Origin of the sequence: Corynebacterium sp. HMSC036D03 (assembly GCF_001836185.1) — a bacterium.
In the GTDB taxonomy this organism is placed as follows: domain Bacteria; phylum Actinomycetota; class Actinomycetes; order Mycobacteriales; family Mycobacteriaceae; genus Corynebacterium; species Corynebacterium simulans.
In genome coordinates this window covers 173,700-188,872 of sequence record NZ_KV827743.1, presented here as the reverse complement: position 1 = coordinate 188,872, position 15,173 = coordinate 173,700, and the positions used below count along the sequence as shown (strand labels likewise).

Below are 15,173 nucleotides of genomic sequence, written 5' to 3'. Positions count from 1 at the left end.
AAAAGGAGATTAGATGGACCTCCAAGCATTGATTGGCCAGTTCTTTGACGGGAATGGTCGCATTGTTCTGCCGCCTCACTTGACCCTGCCGGGGCTTTGTGAGCACGTCTTTGAAATGGAACAACAATCAGGAGTTCCTGATCGCCCGGTTTTGCGCCAGTGGCTCTTTGATGATGACCCAGCTGGTGCCCCGCGCGATTTCACGCGCTCAGAAGTAAACAAGCGAATCAAGGTCGTGGCCGCGCGCCTGCAGCAGGTCGGCGCAGTAGGGGACCGCGTGGCTATTCTTGCCGGAAACTCTCCGGAGTACCTGTTTGGCTTTATGGGCGCGATGTATGCGGGAATGACGCCGCTGCCACTCTATGATCCGAACGAGCCGGGGCACTCCGAGCACCTGCGCGCAGTCTTTGGAGATTCGAATCCTTCGATTGTTCTGACCAACAATGTTTCTGCAGCCGCAGTTCGCCGCTACTTCGCAGACTTGCCGTCGGCGCAGCGCCCACGCGTGATTTCCATCGATTCTCTGCCGGATTCGCTCGCGGCTTCGTGGAAGAATCCAGTTGAACAAGGCGCCGGTGAGGGAGCAGCAGCGCCCGTCGACGCTCCCGCTTTCCTCCAGTACACCTCCGGCTCTACCCGCACTCCAGCGGGCGTGTTGCTGACTAACCGCTCGATTTTGACGAATGTGCTGCAGATTTTTGCTGCGGTACACATCAAGACGCCGCCGCGCATCGTTTCCTGGCTGCCGTTGCACCACGATATGGGCATTATTTTGGCTTCTTTCGCCACCATTTTGGGCTTGAACTTTGAGATGATGTCACCGCGTGACTTCGTGCAGCAGCCGAAGCGTTGGGTGCGCCAGATTAGCCGTCAGCCGGGTGATGAGAACTTTGCGGGAATTTATGCCGTGGTTCCGAACTTTGCGCTCGAGCTGGCTGCTCGTTATGGCGCACCGGTTGCGGGTGAGGATATTGATCTGTCGCATGTCGATGGCATTGTCATCGGCTCCGAACCTGTAACAGAGACTGCAGTGGACAATTTCTGGGAGGTCTTTAGCGAATACGGGCTCAAGCGCGAGGCTATGCGTCCTTCCTATGGTTTGGCAGAGGCAGCGTTGATGGTGGCTACTCCGCAGGAAGGCGAGCGCCCGCTCATCACGCACTTCAACCGTGAGCAGTTGACGGCAGGCAAGGCCGTTGTGGAGGCTAAGTCCGATCAGACGGTGGCTTTTGCATCAAATGGTCAGGGCATGCCTGCTCAGTATCTGACGATCGTGGACCCAGAAACCAAGGCTGAGCTTGCCGACGCCCAGATCGGCGAGCTGTGGCTGCACGGCGACAACATGGCAGCCGGTTACCTAGGCCGCGAGGACGAGACAGCTTCTACTTTCCGGAATACTTTGGCCACGCGCCTGCCGGAGGGTTCCCGCGTTGTTGGGGCGCCGGAAGATGACAAGTGGATGGCCACGGGCGACCTTGCCACCATCGTGGATGGTCACCTCTACATCACGGGCCGTTTGAAGGACTTGATCGTGGTTGCGGGACGAAACCACTACCCGCAAGATATCGAGGCGACCGTCCAGGAGGCCTCGGCGCATGTGCGACCAGATTCCATCGCTGCCTTCTCTGTGGAAGGTGGCAGTACCGAGCAGCTAGTGCTGCTGATCGAACGTGCTGATGATGCAGATTCTGCAGGCGATGAAGCAGCGACTGAGGTTATTCGTACCGCCGTCTCGAAGGCACACGGTATTACACCGGAGGTCATTCGCTGGTTTAGCGCGCATGAAATCAATCGCACTTCTTCTGGGAAGATTGCACGCCGTGTAGCGAAGAAGCACTTCCTCGCGAGCTAACGCGGCGCTCTAATCGCTTTTACACCTCTGCTGTATTGCACTGCCATATAGCAGAGGTGAGTTGTTATCGTGACAGAAGTTAACAAAATGAGACAATAAAGCGATAAAGATTGCAGGCATGCGGCAACCAGTGCTGTGCAGAATTGTGCGGAAACTCCCCATTTATAGAAAGCTAATTTAGATGACTGTTGAAGAACTACGAGGCTGGCTACGCAATTGGGTCGCGCAAACCACCGGCCTATCCGCTGAGGAAATTACTGATAGCAAGCCTCTAGAAAATTTCGGGTTGTCCTCCCGCGATGCAGTAGTTCTCTCCGGTGAGCTGGAGAACCTACTCGGGATGAAGTTAGAACCGACTGTCGCTTATGAATACCCGACTATCGCACAGCTCGCTGACCGTCTGGTCAACGGCGTAGCATCCTCGAGCAACTCCGCGGTCGATTCCAGCAGCGGTGCCGCCTCCACGCGCAATGCCGGCATCATTGGCGGCGATATCGCGATTATCGGTGAAGCTGGCCGTTTCCCCGGAGCACAGAACGTCAAAGAGTTCTGGGACATGTTGGTCGAAGGCCGTGCCGGAACCGGCCCGCTACCTATGGGCCGCTGGTCGGAGTACGCCGCAGAGCCGACGGTCTCGGAAAAGATTGCTAACCAGAACACCGATGGTGGTTACCTCGAAGACATTGCTAGCTTCGATGCGGAGTTCTTTGGGCTTTCTCCCCTCGAAGCCGCGAACATGGACCCTCAGCAGCGCATTCTTCTTGAACTAGCTTGGGAAGCGCTCGAGGACGCAGGGCTTCCAGCCAACCAGCTGCGCGGCACTGCAACGGGCGTGTACATGGGTTCGACTAACAATGACTACGGCATGCTCATCGTCGCTGACCCTGCAGAGATGCACCCTTATGCCATGACCGGCACCTCTTCTGCAGTGGTGGCCAACCGCATCTCCTACGCACTGGACCTGCGTGGCCCTTCCATCAACGTGGACACTGCATGCTCTTCCTCGCTGGTCGCTGTTAGCCAAGCCGTCAATGACCTGCGCACAGGTGCCTCTGACGTAGCTTTGGCCGGCGGCGTTAATATCCTCGCTGCTCCGCATGCCTCGACTGGTTTTAGCGAACTTGGAGTTATCTCCCCGACCAGCGCTATCCACGCTTTCTCCGACGACGCCGACGGTATCGTCCGCTCTGATGCCGCCGGCGTTTTGGTGCTCAAGCGTCTCGCCGATGCTGAGCGCGATGGCGATAACATCCTCGCCGTCATCAAGGGCACTGCCGTTAACTCCGACGGCCACTCCAACGGACTAACCGCCCCGAACCCAGACGCGCAGGTTGACGTCCTCGAGCGCGCCTACGCCGACGCTGGTATTGACCCGCAGCTAGTCGACTACGTCGAAGCACACGGCACCGGCACCATCCTCGGAGACCCAATCGAGGCCACCGCCCTTGGCCGTGTTCTCGGTTCCGGGCGCGAAATGGCAGCGCCGATGCTTCTCGGTTCTGCGAAGTCGAACATCGGTCACTCTGAATCCGCTGCCGGCGTAGTTGGCCTCATTAAGGTCATCGAGTCGATGCGCCACGGCGTCATCCCGCCAAGCATCAACTTCTCCGCCCCAAACCGCTACATCGATTTCGACAACGAGCACCTCGAAGTCGTCGAGGATCCCCGCGAGTGGCCGGAATACTCGGGCCAAAAGGTCGCCGGTGTCTCTGGCTTCGGCTTCGGCGGCACCAACGCACACATCGTTCTTACCGACTACCGCGGCCTGACTGCCGAGACCGCAGCGCAGGTCAACATCGACGAGGGCGCTCCAGTCTCCCTGCCGATTTCCGGTCTTCTTCCATCTCGTCGCGAGGCTGCTGCAGGCCAGATCGCTGACTACATTGAGCAAGAACATCCTGACCTGCTTTCTCTCGCGCGCACTCTTGCGCGCCGAAACCATGCACGCTCCCGTGCAGTGGTGACGGGCGTCAGTGAAGAGGACGTCGTCAAGCGTCTGCGTCAGGTAGCCGACGGCAAGGTCTCCATGGGCATCGCCTCCGCAGATTCCCCGTCTGTACCAGGCCCCGTCTTTATCTACTCCGGCTTCGGTTCCCAGCACCGCAAGATGGTTAAGGATGTGCTCGAGATTTCTCCAGCGTTTAAGGAACGCTTGGAAGAACTCGACCGAATCGTCGAATTCGAGTCCGGGTGGTCCATCCTTGACATCGTTGCCGACGACGCCCAAACCTATAACACTGAAACCGCCCAGGTAGCGATTACCGCAATCCAGATTGCTTTGACGGACCTTCTTGCATCCTTCGGCGTTCGTCCGGCGGGTGTTATCGGTATGTCCATGGGCGAAATCGCCGCTGCCTACGCTTCCGGCGGTATCACTGCAGAAGACGCCATGCTTATCGCCGCTCACCGTTCCCGCTTGATGGGCGAAGGTGAAAACTCGCTCGGTGAGGAAGAACAAGGCGCAATGGCTGTTGTCGAGCTTACTGCTGCTGAAATCGAAGCTCTGGACGGCAACATTGAACCTGCCGTCTACACCGGCCCTGGTATGACAACTGTTGGCGGTCCGCGCCCTGAGGTCCTCGCTTTGGTGGAAAAGCTGGATGCAGAAGGAAAGTTCGCACGCGCTCTTAACGTGAAAGGTGCAGGACATACCTCGGCTGTGGACCCAATTCTGGGCGAGTTGTATGCAGATATCGCTGGTATCGAACCACGGCCGCTGCACACGACGCTGTACAGCTCTGTTGATCGCGGTGAAATCTACCGCCCAGGTGCCCTTGTCCACGATGAGGATTACTGGATTCGTATGACTCGCCAGCCGGTCATGCTGCAGGATGCTACGGAAGCTGCTTTTGCCTCTGGACATACGCAGATTGTGGAAATATCACCGAACCCAATTGCGTTGATGGGGCTAATGTCGACTGCCTTTGCAGTTGGTAAGTCTGACGCACAGTTGCTGTTTAGCTTGAAGCGGAAAGTTGATCCGACGGAGTCTTTGTTAGACCTTCTGGCGAAGCTGTATGTGGCTGGTGCGCCGGTGGACTACACCGCGGTCTTTGGTTCGGGCGCGCTTGTCGACGCCCCGCATACCCAGTTCAAGCGCCAACGCTTCTGGACGAATGCCCGTCCTTCCTCTGGCATCTCTGGTTTGCCAGGTGCGCGAGTTAACCTGCCGGAGGGCAAGGTTGCGTTCTCGACGAATGCAGACCAAGCTCCTTCTGCTCTGGCAATTTTGGAGGCTGCTGCTGAGGCGGTTACTCCGGGGGCACAGATTGTGGCTTCGGAGGAGCACGGTGACTTGCCACCGCAGGGTGAGGTAACCACTGTGGTGTCGAAGTCATTGGGCGGCCTGTCGATTGCGGTTTACTTTGTGAACGGTCCGGCTACGCAGCTGGTTGCAGAGGGTTTCGCTTCCGCATTGAACTTGGCTGAAACCGGCATTCCGGGTGTGGCTGCGATTGCCGAACCTGCCGCACCGAGTGCACCGGCATCCTTTACTGACGTCAGCGACGTAGAAGCTGTGCGTTGGGACCCATCGAAGGAGACGGTGGAGGAGCGGCTTTCGCTGATCGTCTCTGAGTCAATGGGCTACGACGTTTCTGACCTGCCGCGTGAGTTGCCGCTGATCGACCTAGGCCTGGACTCGTTGATGGGCATGCGTATTAAGAATCGCGTGGAAAATGACTTCCAGATTCCACCGATGCAGGTGCAAGCGCTTCGCGACGCCTCTCTCGCCGATGTCATCACCATGGTCGAGGATGCCGTCGCCGGTAAGTCTGTTGCTGGTGCTGCCGAGACCAGCGCCGTGGACGTCGGCGCTGGAGAAGTCGGCGCCGTGGACGCCGGCAATGCAGGAGCCAACTCTGCAGAATCTAGCGCTGCGGAGGTTGGCGCTGTAGAAGCCGACGCTGAAAAGGACGGCGTCGACAAGCACGATGCAGAAAACAGCGCTGAAGGCGTGGGTGTTGCCCCTCGTGATGCCTCTGAGCGCATGGTCTTTGGCACCTGGGCAACTTTTACCGGCAAGGCAGCAGCGGGCGTGACCTCTCAGCTTCCGCAGATTGATGAATCTGTAGCGGCGGATATCGCGCAGCGCCTGAGCGAGCGTGCTGGCATTGAAGTCACAACTCAGCAAGTCCTCGATGCCGAGACCCTCGAACCTTTGGCGGACCTTGTTCGCGAGGGGCTGGAGACCGAAGTCGAAGGCAACATCCGCGTTCTCCGCGAAGCCGAGGGACCCGCTGTCTTTATGTTCCACCCTGCCGGCGGAACGACGGTTGTCTACCAACCACTGGCGCGTCGTCTGCCAAGTGATGTCGCAGTCTACGGCGTCGAAAGGATCGAAGGCTCCTTGGAGGAGCGCGCTACTGCCTATATCGATGACATCATCAAGTACGCCCGCGGCCGCAAGGTAGTTCTCGGCGGCTGGTCCTTCGGTGGTGCTTTAGCCTATGAGGTTGCCTACCAGCTAGCGGACCGCACAAAGCGCGGTGAGGAAAGCGCAGAGGTTGCTTTCATCGCGTTGCTCGATACCACTCAGCCTTCAGATCCTGCTCCGGATACTCTCGAGGAGACTAAGGCGCGGTGGGGTCGTTACGCTGCCTTCGCAAAGAAAACTTATGGCCTAGACTTCGAGCCGCCATACGAGATGCTCGAGACCATGGGCGAGGATGCCTTGATGACCATGCTCGCAGAGTTCCTGTCTAACACCGATGCATCTGAGCACGGCTTGGCTGCTGGTGTCTTGGAGCATCAGCGCGCGTCCTTCGTGGACAATCAGATTCTGGGCAAGTTGGATATGCAGCGTTGGGCTGATGTTGACGTCCCGGTGATTTTGTTCCGCTCGGAGCGCATGCATGAAGGTGCCATTGAACTCGAACCGCGGTATGCCGAGATTGACCCGGATGGTGGCTGGGGCGCTATCGTTGAGGATCTGGAAATCGTGCAGCTGCAGGGCGATCACCTAGCAGTTCCTGATGAGCCGGCTATCGGTATCGTGGGCAAGCACATGAATGATTGGATCGAGGAGAAGATTCGGTAGTGACTACTACTGCTCATAAGCTGGAAGACCTGCGCCAGCGCTTGGAGCGCGCGCAGGACCCAGGCAGCGAGCGCTCCCGCAAGCGCCGCGATGACGCCGGCCGCTCAACCCCGCGTCAGCGTATTAATGCGCTGCTCGACGAAGGTTCTTTCGTTGAAACGGGTGCCTTGGCAAAGACCCCGGGTGACCCGGACGCGATTTACTCGGACGGCGTTGTCACCGGTTATGGCCGCGTGAATGGCCGCCCAGTGTGCATCTATGCGCACGATAAGACGGTTTATGGCGGCTCGGTTGGCGTTATCTTCGGTAAGAAGGTTACCGAGATTATGGACATGGCCATCAAGATCGGCTGCCCAGTAATCGGTATTCAGGACTCCGGCGGCGCGCGTATTCAGGATGCGGTGACTTCGCTGGCGATGTATTCGGAAATTGCGCGTCGCCAGCTGCCACTTAGTGGTCGTAGCCCGCAGATTTCCATCATGATGGGTAAGTCTGCTGGCGGTGCTGTGTACGCCCCGGTTACTACTGACTTCGTTATCGCAGTCGATGGTGAGGCCGAGATGTATGTGACCGGCCCTAACGTCATCAAGGAGGTCACGGGTGAGGAGATTACTTCCCATGACCTTGGTTCTGCGCGCCAGCAGGAGCTAAACGGAAACGTTAGCGCTGTGGTTGCCTCGGAAGACGATGCTTTCGATTTGGTACGAGACTTGCTGGACCATCTGCCGCTGACTTGTTTCGATGAGGCGCCGGAGTTTGCAGCTCCCGAGGATTCGGAGCTCGAAGATCCAGAGCTCAATGAGTTCATGCCTGACGACACGAACGCGGGCTATGACATGTTGGAGCTTTTGGCGCAGCTAGGTGATGACGAAGAAATCATCGAGCTACAAGAAAACTACGCGCCGAACATGATTACCGCCTTTGGCCGAATTGATGGCAAGGCTGTCGGTTTTGTTGCCAATAACCCGATGCATCTGGCCGGTTGTATCGATGCCGATGCTGCGGATAAGGGCGCGCGCTTTATCCGTATTTGCGATGCTTATAACATTCCGCTCGTCTTCGTCGTTGATACTCCGGGCTACCTGCCGGGCGTTGAGCAGGAAAAGGCGGGGCTCATCCACCGCGGCGCTAAGTTCGCATTCGCGGTGGTGGAGGCAACGGTGCCTAAGGTATCGCTGATTGTGCGAAAGGCTTATGGCGGCGCTTATGCGGTTATGGGTTCAAAGAACCTGACCGGTGATATTAACCTGGCCTGGCCGACTGCGCAGATCGCTGTGATGGGCTCTGCGGCCGCAGTCGTGATGATTGCAGGCAAGCAGCTCGAAGCTGCAGAGACCCCGGAGCAGCGTGCAATGACGAAGAAGATGTTTATGGACTTCTACGACGAGACCATGACCGCTCCTTATGTCGCTGCAGAGCGCGGCTACTTGGATGCAATGGTGGAGCCGAGCCAGTCGCGTTTGGCTTTGCGTCAGGCTTTGCGACAGCTGGCCACGAAGACCGAAAGTGACTTGCCTAAGAAGCACACCATCGCGCCGATGTAACGCCCTAAAGGGGAGCGGACGATAAAGGTGGATGAAACGACCTCAGAAATGAAGGAGAAAGTAAATGTTGCTGTCTAGCGCACTCGATATTGTCGGTGAAATCATCAACTACGTCGTTATGATTTTCAACTATGGCGCAGCAATGTCCAGCTAAGAACTTTTGCCAGAAGCCTTTCTGGCAGCCGAAAGCAGTCTTCCCACAGGGCAACTTGTGGGAAGACTCTTTTTGTATAGCGGGGTTTATATTGCAGGGCTGGGAACTACGACTGGTCTGCCACCGCCGGGAGGCAACCAACATATTCGACCTCTCAAGCGGGCCATTCTTCCGCGGCCGGTGGGTTTATCGGGTGAATCATCGTTGATGGCGTTGTGGTAGTGGCATAACGGAACCAAATTGTCGATGTTTGTCATTCCGCCGTCTTCCCATCTATCCAGGTGATGGAATTGGCATTCGTTGGCTGGGCGCCGGCAGCCCAGCCATGCGCAGGTGGGATGCTCAGCCGCCAACATGGTGCGCTGTTTTGCCGACGCAAAACGCCGCGTGCGGTACAAGTTAACCGGGCCAATTTCTGGATGAACGAGGGTAACGAAGCCGATGTCTGCGAAACGCTTCTGGATGAACTCTGCGCCGCTTAGCGTTCCGCCATCTGTGGCCAGAAGCTGGATATCGTCGCCGTCACCGCGGGCGATTTTATCTAGCTGTTCCAAGCGCACAATCACGTGCGCATGCAGCTGTGGCGAGCTGGAGCCAGCGCCGCTAAATACTTGGCGGACTGCTCCGAGCAAGTCGAGGCCGGCTGCAGCTTCTTCAGCCGCAGTTGCGGCGGCAGTGGGGTCTTTAGCAGTGGCTTTGATGGTGCCGAATAAATCAGCAATAGCGCGCGGGGAGTCAGTAATGACGAGACTGTGCGGGCCATTATCGCGCCGTAGCACCTTTACCCCGCGGGCAACCTGCGGTGGCTTCCTTAGCTCTTTCAGGCGGGCGACAGCCACCTTGGCAATATCGCGCTCCCTGGTGGCACACAGTTCTTCTCGTAGGCGCCAAGCTTTGCGCTTATCCCTAACGCGGCCGACGTACTTTTCAATCTCTCGCAGCGATTCCAAAGAGTGCGAAGTATTTCGCGCTGCGCGCTGCATGGCGCTGAAAGCAGTCTTTCCAAAATAGATTTCATGCAAGGACAACAAGGACTGCGCAAAAGACTCGGTGGCGCCCATCGCCACCAACTCGCTGCGGTTGTGGCCCGCACATAACGAGACCACGTGCATACCGCGCGCAAGTACCCCGAGTAAGTCCCCCAACTTCATGCCCAAACCATAAACGGCGTGGGGTGGCCCCGCAACTGGAACTAGTGGCGGCGGGAAGCGAGTGCGGCGATACCGCGCCAGCCGAAGAAGAACAGTGCCGACATCGTGGTTGCAACGATAAGGAAGCTGTAGTGCGGAAGGCGGCCGTTCACCAGCATCCATAGAGCCATTCCGCCAATTACAGCAGAAAGCCAAACTACGAGGCCTTCCTTCCAACGACCACCGATTTTTGCAGCGAGGATGATAACCCATCCGAGAAGAGCGCCGACGGTCCACGGCCAGAATGCATCAACCCAGCTACTGAAGGAGAGCCCTCCATGCGCAATGCGGGCGAGAACTGCGAAGATGGCGAGGGCGATGATGTCGATAATCGGTGCTGTGCGCATGAGTGTTTAAGTGTCCTTTCGATTCAGCGCTTGGTAGGTCAGCCCCTTGCTGGCGTAATGCACAAAGTAGATGACCCAGCCAATGATAGTGACCAGAGCAAAGGAAATAAGGCGGTAGATAATCGCTGCGGAGGTGGCATGTGCGGCAGTCAGGCCCGTAGCCACCAGCGGCGCAATGAGGGCGGCCTCCACCGTTCCAAGACCGCCCGGCGTAACCTGCGCCGAGCCCGCCAGCTTTGCGGCGAGGAAAGCGAGGGCGATGCCGGCCATCGTTGTGTGGTCTTCAGCAGCGCGTAGCCAAGGAATTTCTCCAGTAATGGCCCACACGCTGGCCCACAAAGCGAGCATGTCGCACAGGCGGTGCAAGAGCGAGGAGATACAAATGACCGCAAACGGGCCGCGGCTCAAGTGCACCTCGTCAAGGTTGTTTACTTCCTTGCGGACGCGCGCTAGCTTCGCACCCTTGAGAACTCGCTGGTGGTTTAGCCAGCGCTGAATGGTTGCCGGGTGGGATGTAATCCAGAAGATAGCGCCCATTGCCGCCAGCATCAGGACGATGGTGGTCAGCAACGACCCCAATGCCATATCCGCGTTCAAGAAAAACACACCGGCGACGCCGATGAGAGCCAGGAACATCGAGGAAATGATCGATGACAGGAACAGGAAATAGCTGCACAATGCCACCGATGCGCCCCACCCGCGCTGTACCTGGAATGTCAGGATCGCAGCGAAGGCCGGTCCTGCGGGAAGGGTGGTGGACCAGGAATTGGAGGCCAGCGTAATTGCATAAGTTTCCCGCAGCGGGACCTCAATCTTGCCGGCCTTGATGAGCAGACGCATGACCTCTGCCATGCCGGCAATAGACCCGAATGCGAAGAGTACAACCAGCACGACTGGTAGCGGCTCCGCATGCCGAAGGCGTGTTAGGCCCTCGGCGATAAAACTCAGGTGGCCACGAAAGAACCATCCGAGTGCGATCAGGATGAGCAGCGAAACAATCCAGGTTAACCAGTTCTTCTTCATCGCTCTCCCGTGCGCTTATCGGCTTGGAGGCGCTGCATGAGCTCGCTGAATGGGATGAGGGAAGAGTCTTCCGCGAGGGAACGGCCACTGCGCTCGGGGCCTTCGTCCTCGTCTTTAGATGGCATCGCGGCAGCGGTTGGTTGGGCAGCAGACGGTGCAGAGACCGAAGCTGGCTGGCTGGAAGCTGGGGCGGGTTCGCGGCCGTGACCCAACTTGTCGTAAGCGCGATGGATGAAGCGGGGCGCCCACCAGTTGTCTTCCCGCAGCAAGTGCATGACGGCGGGGACGAGCAGCATGCGGACGATGGTGGCGTCGATAAGCAGTGCAAAAATCATGCCGAAAGCGATGTATTTCATCATCACGATGTCGGAAAAGCCGAAAGCGCCTGCCACTACAATCATGATGAGAGCCGCAGCCGTAATAATGCCACCGGTGTGCGCAGTGCCGATGGCGATGGCTTCATCTGTATCGGCACCGTCCGTACGACGCCTTGCCTCCACCATGCGGGAGACTAGAAAGACCTCGTAATCGGTGGAAAGACCGAAGACGATGGCAATGATAAGCACCAGAATTGGACTCATCAGCGGGCCGGCAGTAAAGCTCAAAGCGCTCGCTCCCAAGCCGTCGACGAACATCAGGGTCAAAATGCCGAGCGTTGCGCCGAGGGAGAGCAGCGTCATCAAAATGGCCTTAATCGGCAAGATGAAAGAGCCGAAAACTAGAGACATCAGCACGAATGTTGCCAGGACGACGTAGAGTGCCATCCACGGCAGCTTGTGGAAGAGGGCATCCAAAGACTCAACCTCCATGGCCGGAGTGCCTCCCACATAGAGCTCAACGCCCTCCGGTGCTTCCACCTGCTCGAGTTCGTGGACGATACGGGCGTAGTCATCACGATCCTTGATACCCGCAGCAAGGACGGTGGTGCCGTCCTTCGTTGGAGTAACAGGGCCCATCGGCTTGGTGAGGCCTTCGAGCTGGCGTACTTGCATGACGACGTCGACAAGCTGCTGATTGGTGGCGTTAGTTACCACTAGCTTTACCGGTTCAGTGCGGAAGGACGGGAACTGCTCGTTGAACTCGTCCTGAGCCATGCGGGTTTCATGTTGTGGCGGCAGGTAGGTCTCGTTGATGCCACCGAACTTAACGCCAAGAACCGGCAAGGTAAGGGCAATGAGCAGGCCGCAGATGGCCACGGTCATGAGCTTGGCATGGCGCATGGCCCAACGAGGAAGCTTGTACCACACTGTGTCTTCTAAACGGCGGGCTTTTCGAGAAGTCTTGCGCACGGAGAACTTGTCGATGCGCTTGCCCAGCAGGCCGAAAAGCGCCGGCAAGACGGTCACAGACAACAGCGCTGCTAGGCCTACTGCAGAAATCGAGCCATAAGCCACGGACTTCAGGAAGGCCTGCGGGAATAGGAAAAGACCAGACAACGCCACGGTCACCATGCCCGCGGAAAAGACCACGGTTTGGCCGGCTGTGGCGGTAGTGGTGGCAACGGCATCGGGGGTCGAGCGGCCTTTATCCAGCTCCTCGCGGAAGCGAGAGACCATGAACAAGCCGTAGTCGATAGCAAGGCCCAAACCGAGCAGCGTTACGACGGCCTGGGCAAAGACGTTGACCTGCTGGAAGCCAGCGAGCACAGACAAAATACCCAGCGAGCCCAAGATAGAAAGGCCACCTACAACAAGCGGCATGCAGGCAGCGACAACCGAGCCGAAGACAATCAGCAGTAGGAGACCAACCAAAGGAAGGGCTGCTTTTTCAGCGCGGGAGATGTCGTGCGCCATGCCCTCATCGAGGCTGTCAGCGACGGCAGTAGCGCCAGCGACTTTGACCGGGATGTCGGTGGCGGTGAGGTCGCTTTCAATCGCGCGGAAGTCCTTCAGCGTCTGTTCGCCGTCGCCTTTGAGACTGATAGCGGCAAAGGCAGTGCTGTGGTCACGATTGACCAAGTTTGGGTTCTTGGTATCAAAGTAGCTGGTGATGCCATCGATTTCCTGCGGGTGCTGTTCTTTTAGCGTTGCGAGGTGGTCCTTTGCTGCGGCAAAGTTCTGATCGGGATCAGAAAACAGCAGGATGACGTCGCCGGAGTTATCGCGCCCGAAGGTTTCCTGTTCGATGCGGGCTGCGCTTGTCGACGCCGCGCCGGGATCCTCCCAGCCTTCCTGGCTCATGCGCTCGCCTAAGCGAGTACCGAAGCCGATGAAAAGCAGCAGGATGATGCCAACAATGACGAGCGGGACGACTTTGCGATGCGCATAGGAAAAGCGGCCCCAAGCGTAGAACATGGTCCTCCTAACGCTGCTTGAGTAGGGCGGTGAGCGGGCGGAAGGGTTGCAACCAGGCGCCGCCTTCTGGCAGGTTGTCGAGGTTGATGCGCGGCAGTGGCTCGCGGAAGACGCCTTCGATGTCCTCGAGGTCGACGAATTCGATGTCATCGTGTGTCACGGCCCAAGAGGCATGCTCGTGGAAGCCGAGAACGCAGACGGGCTTGCCCTCGGCTGCGATTTCTTCGAGGAGGGACTGGAAATTCTGGCCGTCGGCGGAGGCGACGATGACGCCTTCGAGTTTGTCGCGGTTGGCCTGGATGTAATCCACCATGTCTGGATCGACATCGTCGTCCTCGTGCAGCTTCGGCTTGGCAAAGACTGCGAAGCCGACGTTACGGATCGCCTCGACCCACGGGCGGATGACGTCAGCGCCGCCGGGGGTGACGTTGGTGAAGACGGCAGCTTCTGGCTGGGCGTCGTTCTGCAGAGCGATATCGACGAGCCAGCGGCCGATGGCATCAAAACGTGGGCGGTGCGCTGCAGTTGGGCGGCCACCGAGGATCGCGCCTAGCCCCATGTCCATGTTGGGGGCGTCCCAGATGAGTAGGTAGGAACCTTGCATTAGATTTTCTCCCACAGGTACTCGGTGATGACGTGGTCTTTGTCGAGGCCCTTGCCCTCGAACTTGGTGATGAGCTGGCGATCAGTCAGCTGCGGGCACTCGGGCCATGGCCAGCCTTTGTAGCGGAGGGCGGGCTCGACGTCGACAAGCTCGTTTATCCACTCGGCGTAACCTGCGTGGTCAGTAGCGACGTGCAGAACACCGCCCTTTTTCAGGCGGGAGGCAAAAAGGTTGAGGGTGCCGGATTGGATGATGCGGCGCTTGTGGTGGCGGGCCTTCGGCCATGGGTCAGGGAAGAAGACACGGATGCCGTCCAAGGATTCTGGCGCAAACATGCGGACCATCACCTCGATGCCGTCGCCGCGGATCATGCGGATGTTGTCGATGTCGTTGCGAACGACAGAGCCTAGGAGCTTGGCTAGGCCCGGCTTGTAGAGCTCGACGGCGATGATGTTGGTGTCCTGCTCGAGCGGTGCCATAGCGGCGGTGGAAGTGCCGGTGCCGGACCCGATTTCGACGATGGTCTTGGCGCCGGTGCGGCCGAACCAGGAATCGATGTCGAGGCGTTCGTCGGCAAGCATTGCTCCTAGGCGTGGCCAGTGCTCTTCGAAGAGGGCATTCTGGTTGTCCGTGAGTGTGCCGCGACGGAAGGTGACGTTGCCGAGGCGTGGGTAATCGAGGTCGTTGCCGAATTCAGCGTTGAAGTCGGTCTGCAGCGGGCGGCCGTGAGGCATTTCGCCGGCTGGGGAGTTTTGAGGATTATCTGCAGTATTCATTGCTCTTTATTGTTCCCTGTGCTTATGCCTCTAACAAAGTGCCGCGCCGCTTTTCGCTGGGTGGTGGAGGGAACTTTACGCGGTGGATATAACCGGGTTGAGTCTCGAGGGGGTGGATTATTCCAGACAAAGCTGCGCCCACTTCTGAACATTTCAGCCCCGTATTGGGGTGGAGTGAGGGGCTGTATGCTGTATGTCACAACGGCATACGCTTGGTTAAGTTGTGGTGAACGGCATGGTTATAACCATATTGGCTTTGAATGCCTAATTTTGACCCTAATTCGCGGCGACGTGGGGTTAATCTTGTGGTGAAAGACCCGTGGGGGACGTGTGCTCCGGCCAAGAACCCGG

Annotated in this window: 9 protein-coding genes; 3 read left to right on the top strand and 6 right to left on the bottom strand. The window is 58.0% G+C overall.

Annotated elements, in window-relative coordinates; all coding sequences use genetic code 11:
* Positions 1-13: 13 nt before the first annotated feature.
* From HMPREF2692_RS08030 to HMPREF2692_RS08020, 3 genes are all read left to right on the top strand, one after another.
* Positions 14-1,852 (top strand): FadD32-like long-chain-fatty-acid--AMP ligase, encoded by a 1,839-nt coding sequence (locus HMPREF2692_RS08030; protein WP_070823328.1) that lies wholly within the window; start codon positions 14-16, stop codon positions 1,850-1,852.
* 181 nt (positions 1,853-2,033) lie between these two features.
* Entirely contained in the window at positions 2,034-6,890 is a 4,857-nt protein-coding gene (locus HMPREF2692_RS08025; protein ID WP_070823326.1) for a type I polyketide synthase, read from the top strand.
* The gene (locus HMPREF2692_RS08020) at positions 6,890-8,434 is read left to right on the top strand and encodes an acyl-CoA carboxylase subunit beta (RefSeq protein WP_062043135.1); all 1,545 of its coding nucleotides are present in this window, start codon (positions 6,890-6,892) and stop codon (positions 8,432-8,434) included. Before HMPREF2692_RS08025 ends, HMPREF2692_RS08020 begins: the two co-directional genes overlap by 1 nt.
* A 240-nt stretch (positions 8,435-8,674) precedes the next feature.
* On the opposite strand, the gene HMPREF2692_RS08015 is transcribed toward HMPREF2692_RS08020, so the two are convergent.
* From HMPREF2692_RS08015 to trmB, 6 genes are read right to left on the bottom strand one after another with little or no spacing between them, the layout of a single operon-like run.
* On the bottom strand, positions 8,675-9,739 hold the full coding sequence (locus tag HMPREF2692_RS08015; RefSeq protein WP_061925021.1) for an HNH endonuclease signature motif containing protein: 1,065 nt from the start codon (positions 9,737-9,739) through the stop codon (positions 8,675-8,677).
* Positions 9,740-9,780: 41 nt separating this feature from the next.
* Complete coding sequence (locus tag HMPREF2692_RS08010) at positions 9,781-10,125, bottom strand: DUF3054 domain-containing protein (protein ID WP_061925014.1); 345 nt, start codon at positions 10,123-10,125, stop codon at positions 9,781-9,783.
* A gap of 6 nt (positions 10,126-10,131) precedes the next feature.
* The gene (locus HMPREF2692_RS08005; RefSeq protein WP_062043141.1) at positions 10,132-11,148 is read right to left on the bottom strand and encodes a lysylphosphatidylglycerol synthase transmembrane domain-containing protein; all 1,017 of its coding nucleotides are present in this window, start codon (positions 11,146-11,148) and stop codon (positions 10,132-10,134) included.
* Entirely contained in the window at positions 11,145-13,442 is a 2,298-nt protein-coding gene (locus tag HMPREF2692_RS08000) for an MMPL family transporter (RefSeq protein ID WP_070433125.1), read from the bottom strand. The genes HMPREF2692_RS08005 and HMPREF2692_RS08000 overlap by 4 nt, the downstream gene beginning before the upstream one ends.
* A gap of 7 nt (positions 13,443-13,449) precedes the next feature.
* The gene (locus tag HMPREF2692_RS07995) at positions 13,450-14,046 is read right to left on the bottom strand and encodes an NYN domain-containing protein (RefSeq protein ID WP_062043147.1); all 597 of its coding nucleotides are present in this window, start codon (positions 14,044-14,046) and stop codon (positions 13,450-13,452) included.
* Positions 14,046-14,822 (bottom strand): tRNA (guanosine(46)-N7)-methyltransferase TrmB, encoded by a 777-nt coding sequence (trmB, locus tag HMPREF2692_RS07990; RefSeq protein ID WP_061925002.1) that lies wholly within the window; start codon positions 14,820-14,822, stop codon positions 14,046-14,048. Before trmB ends, HMPREF2692_RS07995 begins: the two co-directional genes overlap by 1 nt.
* Positions 14,823-15,173 lie beyond the last annotated feature (351 nt).

What these genes read in the sequence shown, in the direction of transcription:
- HMPREF2692_RS08030 (WP_070823328.1), top strand. Translation starts at nt 14, where the DNA reads ATGGACCTCCAAGCATTGATTGGCCAGTTCTTTGACGGGAATGGTCGC.
- HMPREF2692_RS08025 (WP_070823326.1), top strand. Translation starts at nt 2,034, where the DNA reads ATGACTGTTGAAGAACTACGAGGCTGGCTACGCAATTGGGTCGCGCAA.
- HMPREF2692_RS08015 (WP_061925021.1), bottom strand. Translation starts at nt 9,739, where the DNA reads ATGAAGTTGGGGGACTTACTCGGGGTACTTGCGCGCGGTATGCACGTG.
- HMPREF2692_RS08010 (WP_061925014.1), bottom strand. Translation starts at nt 10,125, where the DNA reads ATGCGCACAGCACCGATTATCGACATCATCGCCCTCGCCATCTTCGCA.
- HMPREF2692_RS08005 (WP_062043141.1), bottom strand. Translation starts at nt 11,148, where the DNA reads ATGAAGAAGAACTGGTTAACCTGGATTGTTTCGCTGCTCATCCTGATC.
- HMPREF2692_RS08000 (WP_070433125.1), bottom strand. Translation starts at nt 13,442, where the DNA reads ATGTTCTACGCTTGGGGCCGCTTTTCCTATGCGCATCGCAAAGTCGTC.
- HMPREF2692_RS07995 (WP_062043147.1), bottom strand. Translation starts at nt 14,046, where the DNA reads ATGCAAGGTTCCTACCTACTCATCTGGGACGCCCCCAACATGGACATG.
- trmB (WP_061925002.1), bottom strand. Translation starts at nt 14,822, where the DNA reads ATGAATACTGCAGATAATCCTCAAAACTCCCCAGCCGGCGAAATGCCT.